Raw genomic sequence first — 24,100 nt, forward strand, 5'->3', positions numbered from 1 at the left:
CGGCAGGTGACGCGGGGGTGTGTCGCACAGCACACTGACTGGCAACCGCACAGCACTTCCTTCGAACGAGATCGGGCACACATGACTGAGATGCTTCGGAACTACATCGACGGCCGGTTCGTACCCGCGACCGCATCGGAGTCGTTCGAACTGATCAGCCCGGTGGACGAATCGGTGACCGGTATCAGCCCGATTTCCGGGCAGGCCGATATCGATGCCGCAGTCGCCGCCGCCTCCGCCGCCTTCCCCGCGTGGAAGGCCACCACCCCCAGTCAGCGTCAGGCCGCCCTGCTCAAACTGGCCGACGCCATCGAAGCCAATTCCGACCGCCTGGTCGAGGCGCAGTGCCGCGACACCGGCCAGCCCAAGCATCTGGTGGCCTCCGAGGAGGTCGCCGTCGGAGCCGATCACCTCCGCTTCTTCGCCGGCGCCGCGCGCGGGCTGGAAGGCAAGTCCGCGGGCGAGTACATGCCCGGTTTCACCTCGTATGTGCGCCGCGAACCGGTCGGTGTGATCGGCCAGGTGACCCCGTGGAATTACCCGCTGATGATGGCCATCTGGAAGATCGGCCCCGCGCTGGCGACCGGAAACACCGTGGTGCTCAAGCCGAGTGACACCACTCCCGGCAGCACCCTGGTGCTGGCCGAGCTGACCAAGGGCATCCTCCCGGACGGCGTCCTCAATGTGGTGCTCGGCACCGCCGTCAGCGGCGCGGCTCTGGTGAGCCATCCGCGCCTGGACATGGTGGCCATCACCGGTTCGGTGCGCGCGGGCATCGCCGTCGCCACGGCCGCCGCCGAACAGGTCAAGCGGGCGCATCTGGAACTGGGCGGCAATGCCCCGGTGGTCGTCTTCGGTGACGCTGATCCGGCCCTGGCCGCCGATCGCATCGGCGATGCCGCGTTCTTCAACGCCGGGCAGGACTGCACCGCCGCCACCCGCGTCCTGGTGCACGAATCGCTGCATGACGATCTGGTCGCCGCGCTGGTGAAGAAGGCCGAGTCCGTGAAGCCCGGCCTGCCCGATGATCCGGATGCCGCGTACGGACCGCTGAACAACATTCGACACTTCGAATCCGTCACCGGCAAACTCGCGGCGCTGCCCGCGCACGCCACCGTCGCGACCGGTGGCACCCGGGTCGGCGATACCGGCTTCTACCTCGCGCCGACCATCATCACCGGTGTGCGCCAGGACGATCCGATCGTGCAGGAGGAAACCTTCGGCCCGGTCCTGACCGTGCAGTCCTTCGCCGATGAGGCCGAGGCGATCCAGCTCGCCAACGATGTCGACTACGGCCTGGCCTCGAGTGTGTGGACTCGGGATCACGGTGTGGTGCAGCGCGTTTCGGCCGCCCTCGACTTCGGCGCGGTCTGGGTGAACTGCCATATCCCGCTGGTGGCGGAGATGCCGCACGGCGGTTTCAAGCGGTCGGGCTATGGCAAGGATCTGTCCGCGTACGGCGTGGAGGACTACACCCGCATCAAGCATGTGATGAGCGCGCACGACTGACCGCGCGCCTCGCGAACCCTCGAACCTCTTTCCGCAGAAGGATTTTCAATGACCGAGATCAGCTACCGGCTCCCGCAGCAGCGGGTGCTGAACACCGCCCTGCCGGGCCCGCGCTCGCAGGAGCTGGCCGCGCGCCGCAAGGCCGCCGTCGCGGCCGGTGTGGGTTCCACCGCGCCGGTGTACGCCGCGGATGCCGACGGCGGCGTCATCGTGGACGTGGACGGTAATTCGCTCATCGATCTGGCGGCCGGTATCGCGGTCACCAACGTCGGTGCCTCGCATCCGAAAGTCGTTGCGGCGGTTCAGGAGCAGATCGAGCGGTTCGCACACACCTGCTTCATGGTGACCCCGTACGAGGCGTACATCCGGGTCTGCGAGGAGCTGGCCACGCTCACCCCGGGCGATTACGAGAAGCGCAGCGTGCTCTTCAACTCCGGCGCGGAAGCGGTGGAGAACGCCATCAAGGTGGCGCGCCTGGCCACCGGCCGCACCGCGGTGGTCGCCTTCGATCACGCGTACCACGGCCGCACCAATCTCACGATGGCCCTGACCGCCAAGAACATGCCGTACAAGGCACATTTCGGCCCGTTCGCCCCCGAGGTGTACCGCATGCCGATGTCGTACCCGTTCCGCGATGGCGGCCTGGACGGCGTGACGGCGGCTCGCGAGGCGATCTCGCGCATCGAGAAGCAGATCGGCGCGGATCAGCTGGCGGCCATCATCATCGAGCCGATCCAGGGCGAGGGCGGATTCATCGTTCCCGCGGCGGGCTTCCTGCCGACCCTGGTCGAATGGGCACGCGCGAACGGCGTGGTCTTCATCGCCGATGAGGTGCAGACCGGTTTCGCCCGCACCGGCGACTGGTTCGCCTGCGAGGCGGAAGGCGTTGTGCCGGACATCATCACGATGGCCAAGGGCATCGCCGGCGGTATGCCGCTCTCGGCCATCACCGGCCGCGCGGATCTGCTGGACGCCGTGCACGCGGGCGGCCTGGGCGGCACCTACGGCGGCAATCCGGTGGCGTGCGCCGCCGCGCTGGCCGCCATCGACGCCATTCGCGAACATGATCTGCCCGCCCGCGCCCGGCATATCGGCGAGGTCGCCACCGCCCGGTTCACCGAACTCGCGCAACAGGTTCCGGCCATCGGCGAGGTGCGCGGCCGCGGCGCCATGCTGGCGCTGGAGTTCGTCCGCCCCGGCACCACCGAGCCCGATGCCGCGCTCACCGCCGCCATCGCCAAGCGTTGCCTGGAGCAGGGTGTCATCACCCTGACCTGCGGCACCTACGGCAATGTCATCCGCCTGCTGCCCCCGCTGGTGATCGGCGACGACCTACTCGACGAGGCGCTGACGGTGCTGTGCACCGCGATCAGCGACCTCGCGGGCTGAACACCTTCAGGGAGAACGATGTTGGAGTACGACCGGATCAGCGGCCTCATCCCCACCGGTGTGTGGATCGACGGCACCTCCGCGCCCGCCGCCTCGAAAGCCACTTTCGCGGTGCGCAATCCGGCGAGCGGTGAGATCCTCACCGAGGTCGCCGACGGCAATGGCGACGATGCCCTGTGCGCGCTGGACTCGGCCGTCCGGGTTCAATCCGCTTGGGCCGCAACGGCTCCGCGTGAGCGTTCGGCGATTCTGCGCCGCGCCTGGGAGATCCTGACCGATCGCACCGAGGAAATCGCGCTGCTGATGACCCTGGAGATGGGCAAGACCCTCGCCGAGGCGCGCGGTGAAGTCGCCTACGGCGGTGAGTTCCTGCGCTGGTTCAGCGAGGAGGCGGTGCGCGTCGGCGGCCGCTACACCGAATCCCCCGCCGGGACCGGCCGTATTCTGGTCACCCAGCAGCCGGTCGGGCCGTGCCTGGCCATCACGCCGTGGAACTTCCCGCTGGCCATGGGTTCTCGCAAGATCGGCCCCGCGCTGGCCGCGGGCTGCACGGTGATCGTGAAGCCCGCCGAGGACACCCCGCTGACCATGCTGGCGCTGGCCCAGATCTTCGCCGAGGCCGGTCTGCCCGAGGGCGTGCTGTCGGTGGTGCCGGGCAGCGATGCCGCCGCCATCACCGCGCCGCTGCTCGCTGATTCCCGGTTGCGCAAGGTGACCTTCACCGGTTCCACCCGGGTCGGCAAGCTGCTGCTGCGCCAGGCCGCCGACAATGTGCTGCGCACGTCGATGGAATTGGGCGGCAATGCCCCCTTCATCGTGTTCGAGGACGCCGATCTGGAGCAGGCGCTCGCCGGTGCCATGGCGGCCAAGATGCGCAATGGCGGCGAGGCGTGCACCGCGGCGAACCGCATCTACGTGCAAAATTCGATCCGCGAGGAGTTCGCGACCAAACTCGCCGAGAAGATCGGCGCACTGCGCGTCGGCCCCGGCCACGAGTCCGGTGTGGACACCGGCCCACTCATCAATGAGCGGCAGCGTGATTCCGTTGCCGCACTGGTGGAGGACGCGGTCGCGGCGGGCGCGGTGGTACGCACCGGCGGTAAGGCCATCGACGGTCCGGGCTGGTTCTTCCAGCCGACTGTGCTCGACGGGGTGCCGCGCACCGCGCGCATGCATCGCGAGGAGATCTTCGGCCCGGTCGCCGCCATCTACGGCTTCGATACCGAGGACGATGTCGTGGCCGCGGCCAATGACACCGAATACGGTCTGGCCGCCTACTTCTACACGCGGGATCTGGATCGGGCCCTGCGTGTTTCGAATGCCCTGGACGCCGGCATGGTCGGCGTGAACCGGGGCGTCATCTCCGATCCGGCGGCCCCGTTCGGCGGTATGAAGCAGTCCGGGCTGGGCAGCGAGGGTGGATCAGAGGGGATCCACGAATACCTCGATACCAAATACGTCGCGCTGACCCGCTGACGTCATCGGCGCCCCGGCCCCTGCGCCGGATTCGGCGCCCACCCGGAATCCGGCGCTCACCCGCCGGGTTCCGGTTCACCACCGTGGCGCGGTGGCGTTGTCTGTCCGTATCGCTGAGCAGCGGGGCTTTCGGCACCACCAGACCCAACACGAGGAGCTTGGATGCTCGTGCAGAATGCCTCCGAGGCGACAGTGCCGTCGCGTGATACCACCCCCGCAAGCGGGAAGGGCCTGGCCACCAATAAGGTCGGCACCTTCTCCGGTGCGATCCTGAGTATCGCGTCCATCGCGCCCGCCTACACCACCACCGCCTCCATGGGCCTGATCGTCGCCGCGGTCGGCTTGAAAATGCCCGCGCTGCTGATCGCGGGTTTCATTCCAATGTTCTTGGCGGCCTACGCATATCGCGAATTCAGCGCCGAAACCCCGGACTGCGGCGCGTCCTTCACCTGGTCCGCTCGTTCGCTCGGCCCGTACATGGGCTGGATGGCGGGCTGGGGTTCGGTGATCGCGGTCGTCATCGTGCTGGCCAATATCGCGGCCGTTGGCGCGGAGTTCCTCTACCTGTTCATCGGGCGGCTGGTGCACTCGGAATACATTGCGACGCTGGGCGATAACAAGCTGATCAATATCGCGACGACGCTGGCCTTCCTGGCCGCGGCCGGGTGGGCGGCCAGTCGCGGGATCAGTTCCAGTGAGCGCGCACAGTATGTGCTCGTCGGCTTCCAGCTCATCGTGCTGCTGCTGTTCGCGGGCATCGCGCTGAGTAAGGCCATCACCGGCGACGGCCCGTCCGGCCTGAGCTTCGATATCGACTGGTTCAACCCGTTCACCGGACTTACGTTGGGCGCGTTCGCGATCGGCCTGATCGGTTCGGTCTTCATGTACTGGGGCTGGGATACCGCGCTGACCCTCGGTGAGGAATGCAAGGACCCCAAGCGCACACCCGGCCGCGCCGGACTGCTGTCCATCCTGACCGTGCTCGGCACGTATCTGCTGCTGGCCGTTGCGCTCATGTGGTACGCCGGTGTCGGCGATACCGGTATCGGCCTGGGCAGTCCGGACGCGAAGAACAATGTCTTCGGCACCCTGGCCCAGCCCGTGATGGGCGGAGCCGGTGAGCTGCTGCTGTTCCTGGCGGTGCTGGTCTCGACCATCGCCAGTCTGCAGGCCACCTTCCTGCCCGCCGCCCGCGCCATGCTGGCCATGGGCACCTTCAAGGCGCTGCCGGAGCGGTTCGCCACGGTGCATCCGGTGTATCAGGTGCCGCGTTTCGGCGCGGCCGTGGCCGCAGTCGTGGCGGGCGGTTTCTACGCGATCACCGCGCTGCTTTCCGAGCATGTGCTGCTGGATACCATTGCGGCCCTCGGCATCATGATCTGCTGGTACTACGGCATCACCGCGTTCGCCTGTGTCTGGTACTTCCGCGAGCGCTGGTTCGCCTCGGTGCGCGATTTCGTGTTCAAGCTGCTGTTCCCGCTGCTGGGCGGCTCCATGCTGCTGATCGTCTTCTGCATCTCGGTGCGCGAGAGCCTCAAGCCCGAAGTCGGCAGCGGCGCTTCGATTTTCGGTATCGGCCTGGTGTTCTACCTGGGCTTCGGGATTCTGGCGCTTGGCGCGGTGCTGATGCTGGTGCAGCGCTGGCGGCGGCCGGATTACTTCCGCGGTAAGACGCTGCCGCGCGCGGTGTCGGGCGATCCCATGCCGGTGGTGCCGGAACCGCATCTGAGCTCGCTGTAGCGAAACCACCTCTCCCTGAGTCCACTTCGAGAAGATCCGGAGTAGTCATGAACGTCATCACCTGTCTGGAACCACCCGCCTCACCGGCCCGGGTCGACGCCCCGGCGCGCACACCGCTGCGCGTGGCCCTGGTGCAGCATCGCTGGCAGGCCGACGCCGACGCCGTGCGTGCCGAACTGAACGAGGGCATCGCCAAGGCCGCCGAATTGGGCGCGAAGGCGGTCTTCCTGCCCGAGGTGACGTTCAGCAAGTACCCGGCCTTCGAGCGCGGCGGTGCGAATCCCGGTGCGGACGCGGAGGATCTGGCCACCGGGCCCACCTTCACCTTCGCGGCGAAGGCGGCCATCGAACACGGCGTCTTCGTGCACGCCTCGCTATATGAGCACGCCGATCAGGGCGACGGTCTGGGCTTCAATACCGCGATCCTGGTGTCGCCCACCGGTGAGCTGGTCGGGCGGACCCGCAAGCTGCACATTCCGGTGACGGACGGATACTACGAGGACACCTACTTCCGCGCGGGCCCCGCGACCGAGGAGGCGTACCGGCCGCACAGCCATCCGGATCTCGGCGATGTGCGCATCGGCCTGCCGACCTGCTGGGACGAATGGTTCCCGGAGGTCGCCCGGATGTACTCGCTCGCCGGTGCGGACATCATCGTCTACCCGACCGCGATCGGCTCCGAGCCGTCGTTCCCCGCCTTCGACACCCAGCCGCTGTGGCAGCACGTGATCGTCGGCAATGGCATCACCGCGGGCACCTTCATGATCGTGCCCAACCGGTACGGCAATGAAGGTGAGATCACCTTCTACGGTTCATCTTTCATCTCCGATCCGTACGGCCGCGTGCTGGTGCAGGCGCCGCGCGACGAGTCCGCGGTGCTGGTGGCCGATCTGGATCTGGATCAGCGCAAGGATTGGCTGACGCTGTTCCCGTTCCTGGAGACCCGCCGACCGGACACCTACGCCCGGCTGACCGAGCCGGTCGATCGCGCGCACCCGTTCGGGAGGGCGTGATGAGTTCCGCTGGGAATCAATCGAATTGGCGGATGCCCGCCGAGCACGCACCGCATCGCCGGACCTGGATGGCGTTCCCGCCCGCGGGTTCGGAGATCACCGCGACCCCCGAGGCGGTGGACGAGGCGCGCGCGGCATGGACCGCGGTGGCGCATGCGGTGGCCGAATTCGAGCCGGTGACCATGGTGGTCGATCCGGCCGATATCGGTGCCGCGAAACAGCAACTCTCCGGCGCGATCGACATTCTCGAAGCGCCGCTCGATGACGCCTGGATGCGCGATATCGGGCCCACCTTCGTGCACGCCGCCGACGGTTCCGTCGCGGCCGTGGACTGGGTCTTCAATGGCTGGGGACAACAGGATTGGGCACGCTGGGACAACGACTCGAAGATCGGCCGGGCGGTGGCCGAGGCGGCCGGGGTGCCGGTCATCGATTCACCGCTGGTGAACGAGGGCGGCGGTATCCAGGTCGACGGTGCGGGCACGGTCGTCCTGACCGAGACCGTACAGCTGGACCCCTTCCGTAATCCCGGCCTGACCCGGGCGGATGTCGAGGCCGAACTGCGGCGCACCATCGGCATCGATACCGCGATCTGGCTGCCGCGCGGGCTGTGGCGGGATTCGCAGCGCTTCGGCACCCGCGGGCACGCCGATATCGTGGCGGCGCTGCCGTCGCCGGGTGTGGTGCTGGTGCACGATCAGCGCGATCCCGAGCACCCCGATCATGAACTGAGCCGCGAGCTCATGAAGCAGTTCGCCGCCGAGACCTCTTCCGCCGGAACGCCTTTCGAGGTGATCCTGGTGCCAGCCCCGCGCACGCTGCGGGATGAGGAGGGCTTCGTGGACTACAGCTATATCAACCATTACGTCTGTGACGGCGCGGTCATCCTCTGCGGGTTCGACGATCCGAGCGATGCCGAGGCCGCCGAGATCATGGCCGGGGTGTACCCGGGCCGCACCATTGTGACCGTGGACGCCCGGGAGATCTTCGCCCGCGGCGGCGGCATCCACTGCATCACCCAGAACGAGCCGCTTCCGGCTCGCTGACCAGCGCCGAGGTCAGCAGGTGATCCGGCCCGCGCACGCCGAAGTGGCGAATGAGGGGCGGGCCGGCTCACCGAAACGGCGTGGGCACAATCGTGATCACGCGCACATACTGAAGTAGCAACCTTCGGGTTATCCGAAGTTTCCGAATGTATCGGTAAGGAGCTCTCGTGGCTGTCATCACTCGTGACGTCGTGATCGTCGGTGCCGGACCGTCCGGTCTGACGGCCGCCGCCGAACTGCGCAAGGCCGGCCTCACGGTGGCCGTGCTGGAAGCCCGCGATCGGGTCGGCGGCCGGACCTGGACCGGTGATATCGAAGGCGCCATGATCGAGATCGGCGGCCAGTGGCTGTCCCCGCACCACACCGCCGCGCTGGCGCTGGTCGAGGAACTCGGTTTGCGGACCTTCTCCCGGTACCGCGACGGCGAGTCGGTGTACCTCGCGGCGGACGGCACCAGGCAGCAGTTCACCGGTGACGTATTCCCCGCGCCCGCCGAGACCGCAGCCGAGATCGATCGGCTCATCGCACTGCTGGACGGCCTCGCGGCCGAGGTCGGCGCATGGGAGCCGTGGGCGCATCCGCAAGCGGCGGAACTGGATTCGGTGCCGTTCAGTATTTGGCTGGAGCGCCAGTCCGATAACGAGTACGCCCGCGAGACCGTCTCGTTCTTCGTCGCCGGCGCCATGCTGACCAAGCCCGCGCATACCTTCTCGACCCTCCAGGCGCTGCATATGGCCGCCGCGCAAGGCTCCTACACCGCGCTGGCCACCGACACCTTCATGCTCGACAAGCGCGTTATCGGTGGCATGCAACAGGTTTCGCAACGTCTGGCGGCCTCGCTGGGCGCGGATGTGCATCTGGGCGCGCCGGTGCGCAAGATCCAGTGGTCCGATGCGGGCGTGACCGTCTTCGCCGACGGCGATCTCGAGGTGCGCGCGAGCCGCGTGGTGCTGGCCGTGCCGCCGACCCAGTACGCGGGCATCAGCTTCGATCCCCCGATGCCGCGCCGCCGCCACCAGATGTACCAGCACATGTCCTTCGGTTTCGTGGTCAAGGTGCACGCGGTGTACGAGACCCCGTTCTGGCGCGAAAAGGGCCTGTCCGGAACGGGTTTCAGCGATACCGACATGGTGTCCGAGGTCTACGACAACACCAACCACGGCGTGGACAACGGCGCGATGGTCGGCTTCATCGCACACGAACAGGCCGACGCCTACTTCGCCATGGGCCCGGCCGAGCGCAAGGCCGCCGCCCTGGACTGCCTGGTCCGCTACCTCGGCCCCGAAGCCGCCAACCCCGTCGTCTTCTACGAATCCGACTGGGGCAGTGAGGAATGGACCCGCGGCGCCTACGGCGTCAGCTTCGACTTCGGCGGTATGACCCGCTACGGCCACGACCACCGCGACCCCATCGGCCCCATGCACTTCGCCTGTTCGGACCTCGCGGGCCACGGCTTCCAGCACGTCGACGGCGCGGTCCGCATGGGCCAGCGCGTAGCCGCGGCCATTGTCGCCGAGCGCACTCTGGTCTGAGTCCGGCGCAGTACCACTCCGGCCGCCCGATGGTCTCATCGGGCGGCCGGTGCTAGGTTCGTGCGAGATGTACGGATCGGAGTAGGCACCGTCTAACGCGGTGTGGGGGGATTATGCGGTTCAAACCGGGTGGATTCGCCGTTGCCGCAGTGGGTTCGCTCATGCTGGTCACCGGCTGCGGTGGCAATTCAGGCGATACGGTCGATTACGGTTCGTATCCCGCGCATCGCATCGACGGTGATTTCGATCAGCGTCCGAGTCGGGCACGCGGCATTCTGGCGGAATCGCTGCGCCTGGGCGAACGCATCGTGCTCGGCAACGAAGTCGATTCCGATCTCACGGCCGGGCGCGGCGGCGGTGTCCTGGTCGACAGCACCGGTATCGACAGCACGCTGTCCGGGCCGCAAAGGATGGCGCTTCAGGGTTATTCGATTCTCGGCGGGTACAGCGCGCTGACGGGGAACAAGCCCTTCGACCCGGCGGAGACGACGAAGAAGTTCCTGGCGGTCTCGCTGCTCGCCTTTCCCGATGAACAGACGGCAGCGGCCGCGGCCCGCGATATGGAGCACGCGGATTTCCTGAGCAACCCCGACAATGTGCCGGTCGGCCTGGACGCCTATCCGGCCGCCATCAATCATTGGCGGCCCGGGGTGCCGACGCTGGGCAGTTGGATCGCCTGGAAATCGGTGGTCATCCGGGTATTCGCCGAACTCCCCGAGCCGGATTACGGCACGCTCGGCCAGCAGGTCACCAAGGCCCTGCAATTGCAGTTGTCGGCGCTCGAAAGATTCACTCCCACATCGGCATCGGACCTGCCGAACTTGCGTCTGGATCCGGACGGCCTACTGCCGCGACTGGTCAAGACCGATGACTACACCCCGGATGAGCACACCTTCGCCGTGTACAGCACGCGCGCTTTCGCAGCGGCCTCCCTCAAGCCCGCGGCGGATTTCGAGGCGAGCAGTTCCCGGGGCCTGACCTCGATCGCGGTGTCCTACAACAAGATGCTGTACCGACTGCGTGACAACACCGCCGCCACCGAGTTCGCCCGCCACCTCATCGAAGCCACGCAAACCGACTATGCCCCGATGACCGGTGTAGCAGCACGGGATTCGATCAGCTGCGCACAATTGACGCAACCGAATCCGCGTACCGCCGACGCGACTCGATATCGCTGCCTGATCACCCGCGGCGAATACGTGGCCAAGGTTTTCAGCAATACCGATATCGACGTGCGCCGATTGGCCGCCGCCGAGGACTCGATCCTGTCGGATCGGCAGTGAGACAGCACATGTCCTTGAGCGCACAGGCACCATCCGCAAGAGCACTATTCGCAGGAGGTACGCGATGAAGCCGCTCATGCCGCAGGATCCGCAATGGCTCGGCGAGAATCGATTGCTCACGGTGATCGGCCAGGGCGGTATGGGCCGGGTGTTCCTGGGCCGTACACCGACCGGAAGACTGGTGGCGGTCAAGCAGATTCACCGGCATCTGGCGGGCGATCCGGAGTTCCGGGCGCGCTTCGAACGCGAGGTGCAGGCCGGGCGGATGGTCACCGGCGCATACACCGCCGCGGTGGTCGACAGCAGCGCCGATCCAGAGCATCCATGGCTGGCAACGGAGTACATCGCCGCCCCGGATCTGGGGACCGTGGTAGAAGAGTGTGGGCCGCTGCATCTGGGCGGGCTGCGGCTGCTGGCGGCGGGGCTGGCCTCGGCGCTGGTGGAGATCCATCGCGCCGGTCTGATGCACCGAGATCTCAAGCCCGGCAACGTATTGCTGACGCCCGAGGGGCCCCGGGTGATCGATCTGGGCATCGCCCGGGTGGAGCAGGCCGACGGACAGTTGACCATGACCGGTCAGCTCATCGGCTCTCCCGGCTACACCTCACCGGAACAGTCTGAGGGCCGCCCGGTCACCCCGGCCACGGACGTATTCTCCTTCGGAGCCGTATTGACCTTCGCGGCAACGGGTTCGGGGCCGTTCCCGGGCACGTCGACGCCGCAAATCCTCTACGCCATCGCCCATTCGGCTCCCGACACCGCGAGTGTGCCATCCTCGCTGCGCGGGCTGGTCGACGCCTGCCTGGCGAAGGATCCCGCGCAGCGCCCCACCGTCGAGGAAGTGCTCACGGCGACCACCGCAATCACCGCGGAACCTGCATGGCCGGATCCGGTGCGCGAGCGGGTCGCCGCTCATCGCGCCGATTCGGAATGGTGGGCACGGACCGCCGAGAAGCAATCGAAGTATCAGGATCAATTGGCGGACATACAGACTCGCCGCCGTGAGCTGCTGCGGTGGCTGGCCGCCGGTGCGGCGGCGGTGCTGGTGCTAACCGGATGCGGTGTGGTGGCGAGCCGGTGGGCGGGCGCGAACGGGCATCCGGAGCCGGTGAACGATCCGTCGCTGGCGCTCACCGCGGCCGAATTGCGCACGCTGGATGGCTGCAAACTGCTCGATATGACCTTGTCAGGCAAGTTCGGCACCCGGAAAACAGATCCGGAGCGGAACAGCGTCGGCGACTGTTCGCTGCCGCTCGCCGATGCGTCGAGCAAGAACACGATATTCACGCTGCAGGTGGGAGCGCCGCTTTCCGAAACTCTTGTGCCGCCGGAGAACACCGGACACACCGTCGGCTGGACCCCGATCTTCGGCGGTACGGCGTCCTACAACCTCTGCGACCGTTCGGTGATCACACAGAGTGGCGGACAGGTCGCGCTGAGGCTCACCGTGCACAGCACGAATGGCGATCCGTGCGATATCGCCGAGCGCGCTCTGGTCGCGGTGGTCCGGCAATTGACGGTGTTCCCACCGTTACGGACGCTGCCACAGCAGTCGTTGCTGCGGCTCGACCCCTGCGCGGTGCTCGATATCGACAAGAGCCGCACCATAACCGGCGATCCGGGTAAGCGAGGCGCGACACCGCACGAGTGCACGATCAGTGGCGGCAATGCCATCGTGCGCCTCGCACTCGCCGAGACGACCCGGCCCGACAGCGGTATGGAGAAGGCGCAACTGGGTCAGTACACCGTATATCGCTCGGCCGCGGATTCGGTGTGCACCGTCGCGTACATGGCGCGCCCCACCGCGGGGAAAATGGCCGAGGTGGCGAGCGTGACGGTCGCGGACCGTTCGGGGCAGGTCGACAAATGCGCCAGAGCGCAGGACGTGCTGACCGATGTCATCGCCAAACTGCCGAAATCATGATGGTACAACCGCTTACGCCCGATGAGCCGCGCACGATCGGCCGGTACCGGGTGCTCGGGGTCCTCGGCTCGGGCGGGATGGGCCGGGTGCTGCTCGGGGCCGGACCGGACGGACGGCTGTTGGCGATCAAGCAGGTGCACGCGCATCTGCTGAATCAGCGTGGCTACCGCGCACGGTTCCAGCGGGAAGTGTCGGCGAGTACCCGGGTGTCGGGCGCGTTCACCGCACCAGTGGTCGATTTCGATGTGGATGGCGAGACACCCTGGCTTGCTTCCGTTTTCGTCATCGGCATGCCATTGAACCGGGCCATCGAGGAATGCGGCCCACTGCCGGTTCCGGCAGTGCGGGCGCTGGCCGCGGGCCTGGCGGTGGCGCTTGCGGATATCCATCGCGCCGGGCTGGTGCACCGGGATCTCAAGCCCGCCAATGTATTGCTGACCGCTGATGGCCCGCGCGTCATCGACTTCGGTATCGCGTACATGATGGAGAACCCCGGCGGGCTCACCGAAACCGGTTCCACACTGGGCTCGCCCGCGTTCATGTCACCGGAACAGACTCTGGGCGAATCGGTTACGGCGGCCAGCGATATGTTCGCCCTCGGTTCGGTACTGGCGACAGCAGCGTCGGGGACCAATCCGTTCCAGGCCGCCTCACTGGCCTACACGCTGTTCCAGATCGCCCACGGTGCCTCGGATCTGGATACGGTTCCGGCGGAGTTGCGATCACTCATCGAGCCCTGCCTCTACAAGGATCCGAACCACCGGCCGACCCCGGCGCAGCTGCTGGCGGCGTTGGGCAGACAGCCTGAGGGTCCGGCACCGTGGCCGGATTCGATCCGGGATGCCATCGAGTGGCAGCGGCGGGAGTTCGCGGGGATCGCGAGCGATCCGAATGCGACCCTGGTGGGTTCGCGGGCGTCTCGTTCCACCATGCCCTCACGGGCGGGCGACGCATCGGATTCCAGGCGAAAGGTGGCCTGGCTCGGTGTTGCCGGGCTGCTGGCGATCGTCGCGCTCGTCGCGGGCGTACTTACCTGGAAGCATTCGGAAAGTTCCGCACAGGCGCAGCCGGGGCCGGGTACGGCGTTATCCACGCTGCGTGCGGCCGACATGTGCGCGTGGTTGCGGGAGGCGCTGAGCGGATCGGTCCCGGCGGAGTCCGGCTGGGACGCCGATCCCAAGAACTGGACGGTGAGCTCCAGCTACACCTGGGGCTGCGACGCCGGGTCCGGTGCGCAGCGCATGATCGTACATGCGGGCGAAACGACCGCGCTGATCCGGGAAACCGCAGGAAAAGTCGGTGGTTTCACTATGCTCGGCACCGAGGGCTCGGGCAACGTCGGCTGTGATCGGGGTGTCAATCTTGCTGATGGTCAACAGGTTTGGGGTATCACCGTGAATCTGGCCAATGCACAGAACTGCGACTTCGCCGTCCACGTGATCGAGCGGCTGCTCGCCACCCGGACCACGCCCCCGAAACGCGTCGATCCCGCCTCGCTGGCCGAGGTCGACGTATGCGCGATCGTGCCGCGTGCGACATTGGACAGCGCGATCGGCCCACTGTCGCAGACGCCACCGCTGGCCACCGCGCACAGCTGTCACTGGGATGGCTCCGCGACGCTGGAGGTGCACACGCAATTGGTGGATCTGGCGGCCATGCGGCTGGACGCCGGGGTGGAATTGGCGAACGGCAAGACCGTTTTTCCCCGAACGTCCAAACTCACTTCGACTTGCGAGTTCATCTACGTCCATCGCACCGTCGCGGATCGCCAAGAAATCGTAGAGGTTCAGGTAGCCGGGACGAATGGTGCGCGCGAACAATACTGCGACACAGCACGATCCATACTGAACAGCCTCATAGGACAACTGCCCAAGACAAATTGAGCCTACAAACCCCCGAACGCGGTCCGAGCCACCCTCGGGCCCGGACCGCCGGGGTCGCCTACCAGGCGGGCAGTCGCCGCCGTCCGGCGAGTACATCGCGCACGAGATCATCGTAGGCGTCGGACAATTCGGCTAGATGGTGCCAAGCGCCGTGCAGCATCTCATCGTTCGCGTCAAGCGTCATCAACGCGTGATGCGCGCGTATCGACGCCTCCGCCAATCGATCGATGACCGATCCGACGGTTTCGGTGTGCAAGGTCGCACCCAGGCGATGCTGGGGAATCGACCGCACGATCCAATCATCGATGGCCATCACCAATTCGGTTCGGCGACGCTTGTTTTCGATGATTGCGGCGGGATCGGTCTCGGCGCCGATACCACCCCTGCCGACTATGCGCCGCTCATGCAGCACCGCGAGATCATGGGCGAACCACAGGAGGGGTCCGCCGATCACACGGTGACCACGGCAGGCGCGTAAAAGTAGATCGGAGGTCGGCAATAGGCCGCTCGTGAGGGCATGCGTGTCTACGTCCGCATATTGATCGGACATATCAGGCAAAGCCACAACGACCGTATTTGATGTCTCCGAACCAGCCACGTTGCCTCACGTTCATCGACGTACAACACCGCATTCAGGACCTTCATTACAATAAACCTCAGAAGAGGGCTGTCAAGCCTTACACGGCGATTCGGCACCCGGAGTAGACTTCGGGGCCTTGAAGCAACAACCGAGGAGCGAGATGGCGGACGGTCCGAGATACCAACGGATCGCAGACCTCCTCCGCGAGGAGATCCGCGCCGGCAAGTGGAAACCGGGCGATCGACTACCCAGCCATAACGAGCTGGCTGATCAGATGCAGGTCTCGATCACCACCGCTCGCAACGCGATTCAGCTCCTGGTTGCCGAAAACCTGGTCTATACGGCGACTTCCAGGGGCACCATCGTGCGCAGTCAAGAGGTGCTGGAATCGGTTGTCACCAACCACATTCGGCCGGACCGGCCGCGTGCGGCCCACGATATCTTCGTGGAGATCGCGCGCGCGGCGGGTCGCGAGCCGTCCAAGCAGTTCAGCGCGCGGATGGAACCGGCCAGTCCGGACGTCGCGCATTGGCTGGGGGTGCAACGGGATTCGTGGGTGGTCTCGCGCACCGTCATGCAGTACCTGGACAACGAACCGTGGTCCTGGGAGGTGAGCTTCTATCCGCGGGACCTCGCCGAGGCCACCGGTATCGACCATCCGTACGACATACCGGAAGGTACGACACGCCGACTCGCCGAGCGTGGTTTCGCCGAAACGGCGCATCGGGATACCGTCGTCGCGCGCCCGGCCACCGCTGAGGAGGCCGCCGTGCTCGGCGTCGGACCAGGCACCATCCTGCTGGACCACCTGCGCATAGGCGCGAACCACGAACGCATCACGCGTGTCACCCGCCATCGTTCGACGGCGGCCCGCAACCGCCTGGCATACGAGCTGGGCGACGACCCAGGTACGGACATCATTCGCAAAACACTCGGCGCCCCACCGCCGCCCGGCAATTCGCACTCCTTCGAGAGCTCGCTCCTACCCGGCTCGTCATGACTCCGCACCTACGCCCGGCCCTGCACACCGATATCGGAACCATCACCCGGTTCCGGCTCCAACGCACCAGCTGGCTGGCCGCCCGCGGTAGCGATCAATGGACCCGGGCCGGTCGTGGGCTGCCCATCGAAACCTTCGTCCGCTCGGTGGCGCGCGCGGTCGACAATGGCGAGACCTGGATGGCCGAAATCGACGGTGAGCCCGCGGGCACCATCACGGTCAACGACCGCGCCGACGAGGGCCTGTGGTCCCCCGGCGAAATAGCCGAAGCGGTCATCGTCCACTACATGATCGTCGACCTCCGCTTCGCCGGTCACCGCATCGGCCACGCCCTCCTGGAAAAGGCCGCCCACCTGGCCGCCCAAGCCAACCGCGACTGGGTCCGCCTCGACGCCTGGACCACCAACGCCGACCTGCACGCCTACTACATCCGAGCCGGCTTCCGCCAAGCCCGCTTCGCAGGCCCCGAAGCCACCGGCCCCTCCGGCGCCCTCTTCGAACGCCCCACCACCAGCTGGCTCTCCACCCGCCACCTCCCCGACCCCATACCCGTAACCGCCGAAGCCCAACTGCACGCGGGGTGACCCGGAGCAGGTGGGCTCACCGGCGGATCCGCGGATAGACCCGGTCGGCCAGATCCTGTGCGCTGCGACATAGTTCGTCGGGGCCGACCTTGCTGAAGTAATTGCTGAACTCCACCCGGCCCGATCCATACGTGGTGGGCCAGACGACGGCACACGTCGTGTACTCGGGGTGACCGGCGATCGGGGCGCGGATCAACAGACCATCGACGGACCCGCCGACGCGAACGGACTGGGCGTCCGACGCGGAAGGCATCGCCCGCAGTGCCAGCAAGATGCTTCCCGAGACTCCCCCGTCGTTGACGGGATGCCATGTACAACTGCGCATATCATCCAGATCGGTCGCCGTGGAGACCTGCGACAGACCGAACCGAGTCGCACCGGTCGAGTCGTCTTGATCGAGGAGTCGGCACGGGTCCTGTATCCGCGCCGCCCCGGCCGACAGCACGGCGGTGGTGGATTGGATCGCAGCCGAGCTCGACGGCCGTCCCATCGGCATGGTGGTGCTCGTGTGCTCGTCCGCGCTGCCGGCGCGGTTGACAGCGAATACGACCAATCCGACGATCAGCAGGCAGAGCACTACCGCACCCACCGCGGCGAATCCGCCGAAATGCGGGCCGGAAGGCGCCGAGGGTTGGTCGATCGACGGTTGGTTGACCACTGTCTCGGACTGCCTGGGATTGCGGATGGTGTCCTCCGCCCGGCCCTCATCACGTCGGCGGGCCGCGAGATCCGCGAAGGGTGCCGCGAAATTGCCTGCGGGAACGGCTCTTCTCACATCATGGCCGGATAGCGCCTGCGCGAGCGCGCCGGTGAATTGGGCGCAGGACGCGTACCGGTCCACCGGGGATTTCGCGAGGACCTGGGCCAGGACGTCGTCCAGGGCACGGGGCAGATCGGGTCGCAGTGCCGTAATACGAGGTGGGGGCTCGTTGATGTGCCCCATCATGACGGTGAGCGGTTGTGTTCCCGGATAAGGGTTCTGGGCGGTGAGCAGGCGGTAGAACGAGCAACCGAGGCTGTAGATATCGCTGCGGGGCGATACGGGGTTGCCGGAGAGTTGTTCGGGTGACGCGTACGCGACGGTGGCCACGAACGCGCCCGTCCTGGTCAGCTGAGTGGCGTCGTCGGAGGGCTTGGAGATACCGAAATCCGCCAGCAGCACCCGTTCCTCGCCGTGCGACACATCTGCCAGCAGGAAGTTGGCGGGCTTGACATCACGATGCAGCAACCCGGCCCGGTGCGCGTGGTCCAGGCCCTTACCGACCTCGGTGACGATGTGCAGTGCCCGGGCAGGTGTCATCGCGGTGGGATCGCGGTCCACAGCCGTCGCCGCGTCGGTGCCGGGGACGTATTGCAGGGCTATCCAGAGGCAGCCCTGGTCTTCACCCTTGTTCTGGACGGCCACGATGTTCGGATGATCCAGGGCCGCAGCGAGATTCGCCTCGCGTTCGAAACGGGCTCGATATTCGGGGTCCGAGGCCAAGTGGGGCCAGAGGACCTTGAGTGCGTCGTAGCGCGGCAGTGCGGGGTGGCGGGCCAGGTAGACGGTGCCCATACCGCCGCTGCCGAGCTGACGTTCGATGAGGTAGCCGCCGAGGATGCCGCCCGGGCCGATGATCACTTGTCCCCCTGGATATTCGGTGAGCTAGGCGCCGGGAAGATTGGATAGTTGGATGAGATCCGGTGCGGTGCGGCGGGTTACGAAGATGGCGCGGCCCGGGGGTAGGGGCATGGGGCGGGTGTTCGCGATGACTCTGCCCTCTTCGCGGGAGCCGGACATGAGGAGGACGGTGGGGGCGGTGGTGTGCAGGGCGGCCAGGAATGGGTCGGCGGTGAAGGCGTCGACCGCACGGACCATGCGGCGGGTGAGGATCAGGTGGAAGCCGAGATGTTCTGCTTGCCGGAGTAATTCGATGAGGGGCGTGCAGGGGTTGGCGGAGCCCGCGCGGGTCACGCGTTCGTAGTCGTCGACGAGGAGGAAGATCTCCGGACCCGTCCACCAATCCCGTTCGCGGATCTGCCGCGGGGTGAGGTCGGGGCCGGGGAGGCGCTTGGCGAGGTAGTCGGCCAGGTCCCGCATCAGGGTGGTGGCTGAATCGTGCTTGGTGGCGTATCCGGCCAGATATTCGCTGGGGACCGCACCCAGCAATGTGCGGCAGGGGTCGACGACCAGGATCCGCGCCCACTCCGGCCCGGTGAAGTCGGTGATGCCGCGAATCACGTTGCGCAGCAGCGTGGTCTTGCCGCTTTCGGTGTCGCCGAGCACCAGTAGATGGGGATCGATGTCGAAATCCACCGCCTGCGGCCGTAATTCGGATTCGGTGATGCCGAGTACGACCCTGGTCGCGCCCTGCGTGATTCCGTGCGCCTCTGCCTGGCGCAGCACCTCGGCGCGAGTGATATCGGTTGGCAGCAGCTGAATTTCGGGCGGACGAAACCCGCGCCGCGGCTCGGCGGGGTCGGGCTCGCCGAACAGCGGTTCGACCACAAGCGACGGGCGCACCAGACGATCCGAAGGATAGTCGGGCCACATGTCGATCTCGGTCTTGATCACCTCACGCAGGAGGGGCCGAATCTGGAACCTCTTGGAGACGACCAAAATTAGGTGGATGCCATATGCCAGACCGTGGTGGGCGAGTTGATCGACGCTGCGTACCAGGTCCTCGAACTCCTCGGTCAGCACCAACCAGTAATCGACAACGAGAAAGACATCGCCGTAACCGTCCCGCAGCACCGGATCATCGACCGCCCCGGCCTCGCGGGCGCTGTGCTGCCAGTCCCGGAATTCCGCGATGTCCCGAATCCCCAGCCGGGCGAAACTCTCCTGACGCCGACGCAGCAGCGCCGCGAGCTCGAAAACGATGCGCCGCACCAATTCAGCATCACGTTTGCCGGCGATCGCCCCGACGTGCGGCAGTGCGGCGAGGTCCGCCAGCCTGCGCCCGATATCGATGAAGTAGAACTGCACCTGTTCGGGCGTGTGCCGCACCGCGATCCCATTGATCAACTCGTGCAGTACGGCCCGCTGATCGGCGTCCGGCCCGCCGATCAGCATCACATGGCCGCGTTCGCCCGAGAGGTCGACCCGCAGCTCCTCGACTTCCGGCAATTACAGCCCCGGCAGATCGCAGAACTGGATCATTTCCTGGCCTCGGCTGCGCGAGGCGAGGATGCCGCGGCCCGGTGGCAGCTTCATCGGGCGCAGTTCGCCGATGATCTTGCCCTCGTCGCGCGGTCCGGACATGAGCACCGCGTCGACGGACATGTTCTTCATCGCGCCCAGCACACCGTCGTAGAGCGCGCGGGAGACGCCGCCCATGCGCCGGGTGACGATCACGTGCATACCGATATCGCGCGCCTGGGGCAGGTATTCCACCAGCGGCGCAAGGGGATTCATCATGCCGCTGGTGGCGACCATGTCGTAGTCGTCGATGATGATGTAGATCTCGGGCCCGGTCCACCAGCTGCGCTCGCGCAACTGCTGCGGGGTGATGTCAGAGCCCGGAATGCGCTTGCCGAGGTAGTTGACGACCTCTTGGATCATCGGCCCGCAGGTCTGCGACGAGGTCGAATAACCCGCCAGCTGATCGCCTTCCAGCGCACCGAGCAGCGTGCGGCGGTAATCGATGAGGATGACGCGCGCCTGGTCGGCGTTGGAGCTCTCGGCGATGCCGTGGATGATGTTGCGCAGCGCGGTGGTCTTGCCGCTCTCCACGTCGGCGAAGATCATGAGGTGCGGGTCGGCGCTGAAATCCAGAGCCAGGGGCTGCAATTCGGATTCGCCGAGTCCGACGACGACCTTGGTCGGGCTCTGCTGGATACCGTGTGCCTGTGCGAGCCGCAGTACCTGATCGCGCGGAACGCTCATCGGCAGCATGCGCACCTCGGGTGCGCGGCGATCGCCGTACAGCGCCGCCAGCTGTTCCTTGGCCACGCCCACACCCTCGGGCAGCGTGGTCGGATCGGTATCGGAGTCCAAGCGCGGCAATGCGATCAGCAGGTGCAGCGGATCGGCGGTGAGACCGCGACCGGGCTGATTCACCGGAACATTCACCGCGACCCGGCGTCCCATCTCCGAATCCGAGGGATCACCGAGCCGCAGCTCGATGCGGGTGCCGATCATATCCTTCATATTGGGCCGGATCTCCGCCCAGCGGTTGGCACTCACGATGACGTGGATACCGTAGGAAAGACCCTGTGCCGCAAGGGCGCTGACCGATCCTTCCAGCGTGTCGAAGTCATCGCGGAACTGCTGCCAGCCGTCGACGACCAGGAAGACGTCACCGAATCTGTCGGCGAGAATCGGATCGTCCATCGCGCCCGCCGCGAGCGCCGCGTGCTTGCGCCGCCGGAACTCGGCCATGGATTCGATGCCCAGTTGCGCGAACCGCTCCTCGCGCTGATGCAGCAGGGTGATGAGCTCGGAAATGGTGCGGCGCAACCGATCCACGTCGAGCTTGCTGGCGACCGAGCCGACGTGCGGGATCCCGGCCATACTGCCGAGACTGCCGCCGCCGAGGTCGATGCAGTAGAACTGCATCTGCTCGGGCGTGTGCGTGGCGGCCGCGGCCATGATGATGGTGCGCAGCGCGGTGGACTTACCGGCGAGCTTGCCGCCGACCACCGCGACATTGCCCTGTGCGCCGGACAGACTGATGGTGAGCACATCACGCCGCTGCTCGTACGGCTTGTCGATGATGCCGATCGGCATCCACAGCTGCCCGTGCCGGTTGACCGGCGAACTCCACTCCGGATCGGGCAGCAGCATATCGACGGTCGGCGACTCATCCAGCGGCGGCAACCACACCTCGTGCGCCGGACGGCCATGTCCGGTAAGGCGTTTCACCACGACCTGGAGCAGGGTGTCGGGAATGCCCTCGTCCGCGGGCGGAGGCGGCGGCAGCAGATCCAGCGGATCGAGCGGATTCTCGGGCTCCGGCAGCGCGAGCATCTCCACCGGCCCGGCGGTGAATTCGCGCGGCGGCGCTTCGGCCACGGCCCGCCCGTCCAGCTGCCGGGAGGCGCGCGGCGCGACATAGGGCCCGGAGACATAGGTCGCGTTGAACCGCAACGGATCCGACGCATCGCTCTTGAGATAACCCGAGCCCGGGATACCAGGCAGATGATAGGCGTCGGTGATACCGAGCACGGCGCGAGATTCATTGGCGGAGAACGTGCGCAGACCGATGCGGTAGGACAGATGCGAGTCGAGCCCGCGCATCTTGTTCTCTTCCAGGCGCTGCGAGGCGAGCAGCAGATGCACATGCAGCGACCGGCCGAGTCGGCCGATCATGACGAACAGATCCGCGAAATCCGGTTTCTGCGAGAGCAATTCGGAGAACTCGTCGATGACCACGAACAGCGCCGGTAGCGGATCCAGCGGAACGCCCGCCGCACGCGCCTTCTCGTAATCGGTGACATTGGCGAAATTGCCCGCCGTGCGCAGCAATTCCTGTCGCCGGTTCATCTCACCGGCGAGCGCGTCGCGCATACGGTCGACGAGCGAGAGCTCTTCCTCGAGGTTGGTGATGACCGCCGCGACATGCGGCAGCGGATCCATACCCAGGAAGGTCGCACCACCCTTGAAGTCGACCAGCACCAGGTTCAGCTGATCGGGTGAATGCGTCGCCACCATCGAAAGCAGCAGGGTGCGAAGGAATTCCGACTTACCGGAACCGGTCGCGCCGATGCAGAGCCCGTGCGGCCCCATACCGTTCTCGGCGGATTCCTTGATATCGATCTCGACGGGCGTGCCGTCGGGCGTGATGCCGATCGGCACGCGCAGGCGTTCACGCCCGTAGCGCGGCCGCCACACCTTGGCGGGATCGATCTGGGCCGCGTCCGGAATCTTGAGCAGCGCCATCAAACCCGGGTCCGCGGTGGAGGTATTGTCCCCCAGGCTCACGATCTGCGCGGCGGTGGCGACGCGGAACCGCGCCAGACTGCGCGAGAATGCTTCGGCCTCAGCCAAAGTCACATTGTCGGCGGTGGCGAACTTCTCGGTACCCGCCGCGCTCTTGGCGAAGACGTCCCCGCCCGAGGCGACCAGCTGCAACCCGCGCCGCGCGGCCAGCGAGTTCTCCGCCGCGCTCAAATCGATGACGGTGACCGCGTCCAAACCGGATTCGCTGATCAGCCGTTCGGAACCACTCACGTATCCGTCGTCCACGATCACGACGAAGTGCAGACGTCCCTGTGTCGGTTGCGGATTGCGCATGAACCGCCCGCGTTCTAGCAGATCGTCCGCCAGCGCGGTCTCGAACTCACCGAGCGAGCGATACATCATGCGGGCCGCGCCCATACCGTCGCGATGGCTCGGATGCTGCAGCTGCGGAAGCCATTTCGCCCACGCCCAGGCTTCGGAGTCCGGATCGGCGCAGACGATCGCCACCGCGACATGGTCGGGCCCGTGGAAGGCGCACAGCTCGATGAGCATGGCCCACACCAGTCTGCGCGCGTCCTCGGCCGGTCCCTCGACATTGATGGCCGGGAAAGCGCGCAGCGAGACGGCGGTGGGCAGCTGATGCACCACCGAATGCGTGCGCACGAACCGCCGCAGCGCGACGGTCGACACCGGCTCCAGATCCTCCAGCGGCCCGGTCTCGGGTCGCGCGAGTTTGGCCGCGAGCCGGTGGGTTCCGATGCCGACCCGCACATGCCCGAAGTCGGGATCGTTGGGCCGCCGCTCCCACATGCGCCGGGTGCCGACGACCGAATGCAGATCCGCGGGTTCGGGATGGCTCCAGACCAGCGTCTCGAGCTGTTTCAAAGCGGTGCGCCGCACCTCGCGCCGGGTCTGGTCGAGATACCGGAAGTAGTCCTTGCGTTCCTCATTGAGCTCGCCCGCGCTCTTGGCGCCGCTGCGCTGACCCATGAACATGCCGGCCATCGACATGATCATCATCATCGGGAACATCATCATCATGGGGTTGGTCAGAATCGACCGCCCCATCATCGCCATCATGGCGATCATGCCCACCATGGCCACGACCATGACCACCGGCATCAGCTTGCTGAGCAGGTTGCCGGGCACCGCGCGCGGAATCTCCGGCGGCGGCGTGAGCGCCATCTCACCGCCGGGCGCGCGCGGCGGCGCGATACGCGGTCTGCGGACGAAACCTTCTGTAGCCATGAGTGTTTC

General features: G+C 66.5%; 16 protein-coding genes. 12 read left to right on the forward strand and 4 right to left on the reverse strand.

Annotation, left to right across the window (positions count from 1 at the left end):
* Positions 1 to 81 precede the first annotated feature (81 nt).
* From AB0L82_RS24765 to AB0L82_RS24810, 10 genes are all read left to right on the forward strand, one after another.
* Positions 82 to 1,509 carry an aminobutyraldehyde dehydrogenase gene (locus tag AB0L82_RS24765; RefSeq protein WP_364640791.1) on the forward strand — a complete coding sequence of 476 codons (1,428 nt, stop codon included), beginning with the start codon at positions 82 to 84 and terminating at the stop codon, positions 1,507 to 1,509.
* Between the two features lie 48 nt (positions 1,510 to 1,557).
* Positions 1,558 to 2,898 carry a 4-aminobutyrate--2-oxoglutarate transaminase gene (gene gabT / locus AB0L82_RS24770; RefSeq protein ID WP_364640794.1) on the forward strand — a complete coding sequence of 447 codons (1,341 nt, stop codon included), beginning with the start codon at positions 1,558 to 1,560 and terminating at the stop codon, positions 2,896 to 2,898.
* A gap of 18 nt (positions 2,899 to 2,916) precedes the next feature.
* On the forward strand, positions 2,917 to 4,374 hold the full coding sequence (locus tag AB0L82_RS24775; RefSeq protein ID WP_364640797.1) for an NAD-dependent succinate-semialdehyde dehydrogenase: 1,458 nt from the start codon (positions 2,917 to 2,919) through the stop codon (positions 4,372 to 4,374).
* Between the two features lie 162 nt (positions 4,375 to 4,536).
* Entirely contained in the window at positions 4,537 to 6,114 is a 1,578-nt protein-coding gene (locus AB0L82_RS24780) for an APC family permease (RefSeq protein WP_364640801.1), read from the forward strand.
* A gap of 47 nt (positions 6,115 to 6,161) precedes the next feature.
* Positions 6,162 to 7,127 carry a nitrilase-related carbon-nitrogen hydrolase gene (locus AB0L82_RS24785; RefSeq protein WP_364640804.1) on the forward strand — a complete coding sequence of 322 codons (966 nt, stop codon included), beginning with the start codon at positions 6,162 to 6,164 and terminating at the stop codon, positions 7,125 to 7,127.
* A complete protein-coding gene (locus tag AB0L82_RS24790; RefSeq protein ID WP_364640807.1) occupies positions 7,127 to 8,173 on the forward strand; it encodes an agmatine deiminase family protein in 1,047 nt (348 codons plus the stop codon). The genes AB0L82_RS24785 and AB0L82_RS24790 overlap by 1 nt, the downstream gene beginning before the upstream one ends.
* A gap of 167 nt (positions 8,174 to 8,340) precedes the next feature.
* Positions 8,341 to 9,705 (forward strand): NAD(P)/FAD-dependent oxidoreductase, encoded by a 1,365-nt coding sequence (locus tag AB0L82_RS24795; protein ID WP_364640810.1) that lies wholly within the window; start codon positions 8,341 to 8,343, stop codon positions 9,703 to 9,705.
* Positions 9,706 to 9,818: 113 nt separating this feature from the next.
* On the forward strand, positions 9,819 to 10,988 hold the full coding sequence (locus tag AB0L82_RS24800; protein ID WP_364640813.1) for a hypothetical protein: 1,170 nt from the start codon (positions 9,819 to 9,821) through the stop codon (positions 10,986 to 10,988).
* 64 nt (positions 10,989 to 11,052) lie between these two features.
* Positions 11,053 to 12,912, forward strand: a complete 1,860-nt coding sequence (locus AB0L82_RS24805) for a serine/threonine-protein kinase (protein WP_364640816.1) — start codon at positions 11,053 to 11,055, stop codon at positions 12,910 to 12,912.
* Complete coding sequence (locus tag AB0L82_RS24810) at positions 12,909 to 14,795, forward strand: serine/threonine-protein kinase (protein WP_364640819.1); 1,887 nt, start codon at positions 12,909 to 12,911, stop codon at positions 14,793 to 14,795. Before AB0L82_RS24805 ends, AB0L82_RS24810 begins: the two co-directional genes overlap by 4 nt.
* Before the next feature lie 58 nt (positions 14,796 to 14,853).
* Here AB0L82_RS24810 and AB0L82_RS24815 read toward each other — a convergent pair whose 3' ends face one another.
* Positions 14,854 to 15,249, reverse strand: coding sequence for a DUF4254 domain-containing protein (locus tag AB0L82_RS24815; RefSeq protein WP_364640822.1), 396 nt, complete (start codon positions 15,247 to 15,249; stop codon positions 14,854 to 14,856).
* Positions 15,250 to 15,535: 286 nt separating this feature from the next.
* Here AB0L82_RS24815 and AB0L82_RS24820 point away from each other — a divergent pair, with 286 nt between their 5' ends.
* Both AB0L82_RS24820 and AB0L82_RS24825 read left to right on the forward strand, forming a co-directional pair.
* Entirely contained in the window at positions 15,536 to 16,375 is an 840-nt protein-coding gene (locus AB0L82_RS24820) for a GntR family transcriptional regulator (protein ID WP_364640825.1), read from the forward strand.
* Positions 16,372 to 16,959 carry a GNAT family N-acetyltransferase gene (locus tag AB0L82_RS24825; protein WP_364640828.1) on the forward strand — a complete coding sequence of 196 codons (588 nt, stop codon included), beginning with the start codon at positions 16,372 to 16,374 and terminating at the stop codon, positions 16,957 to 16,959. The genes AB0L82_RS24820 and AB0L82_RS24825 overlap by 4 nt, the downstream gene beginning before the upstream one ends.
* Before the next feature lie 16 nt (positions 16,960 to 16,975).
* Here the strand turns inward: AB0L82_RS24825 and AB0L82_RS24830 are convergent, their stop codons facing one another.
* The 3 genes from AB0L82_RS24830 to eccCa are packed head-to-tail and all read right to left on the reverse strand — an operon-like array spanning position 16,976 to position 24,091.
* Entirely contained in the window at positions 16,976 to 18,580 is a 1,605-nt protein-coding gene (locus AB0L82_RS24830; RefSeq protein WP_364640831.1) for a protein kinase, read from the reverse strand.
* A 24-nt stretch (positions 18,581 to 18,604) separates the two neighbouring features.
* Entirely contained in the window at positions 18,605 to 20,068 is a 1,464-nt protein-coding gene (locus AB0L82_RS24835) for an FtsK/SpoIIIE domain-containing protein (RefSeq protein ID WP_364640834.1), read from the reverse strand.
* Positions 20,069 to 24,091 carry a type VII secretion protein EccCa gene (gene eccCa / locus AB0L82_RS24840; protein ID WP_364640837.1) on the reverse strand — a complete coding sequence of 1,341 codons (4,023 nt, stop codon included), beginning with the start codon at positions 24,089 to 24,091 and terminating at the stop codon, positions 20,069 to 20,071.
* Positions 24,092 to 24,100 lie beyond the last annotated feature (9 nt).

Source organism: Nocardia sp. NPDC052001 (genome assembly GCF_040680615.1).
In the GTDB taxonomy this organism is placed as follows: domain Bacteria; phylum Actinomycetota; class Actinomycetes; order Mycobacteriales; family Mycobacteriaceae; genus Nocardia.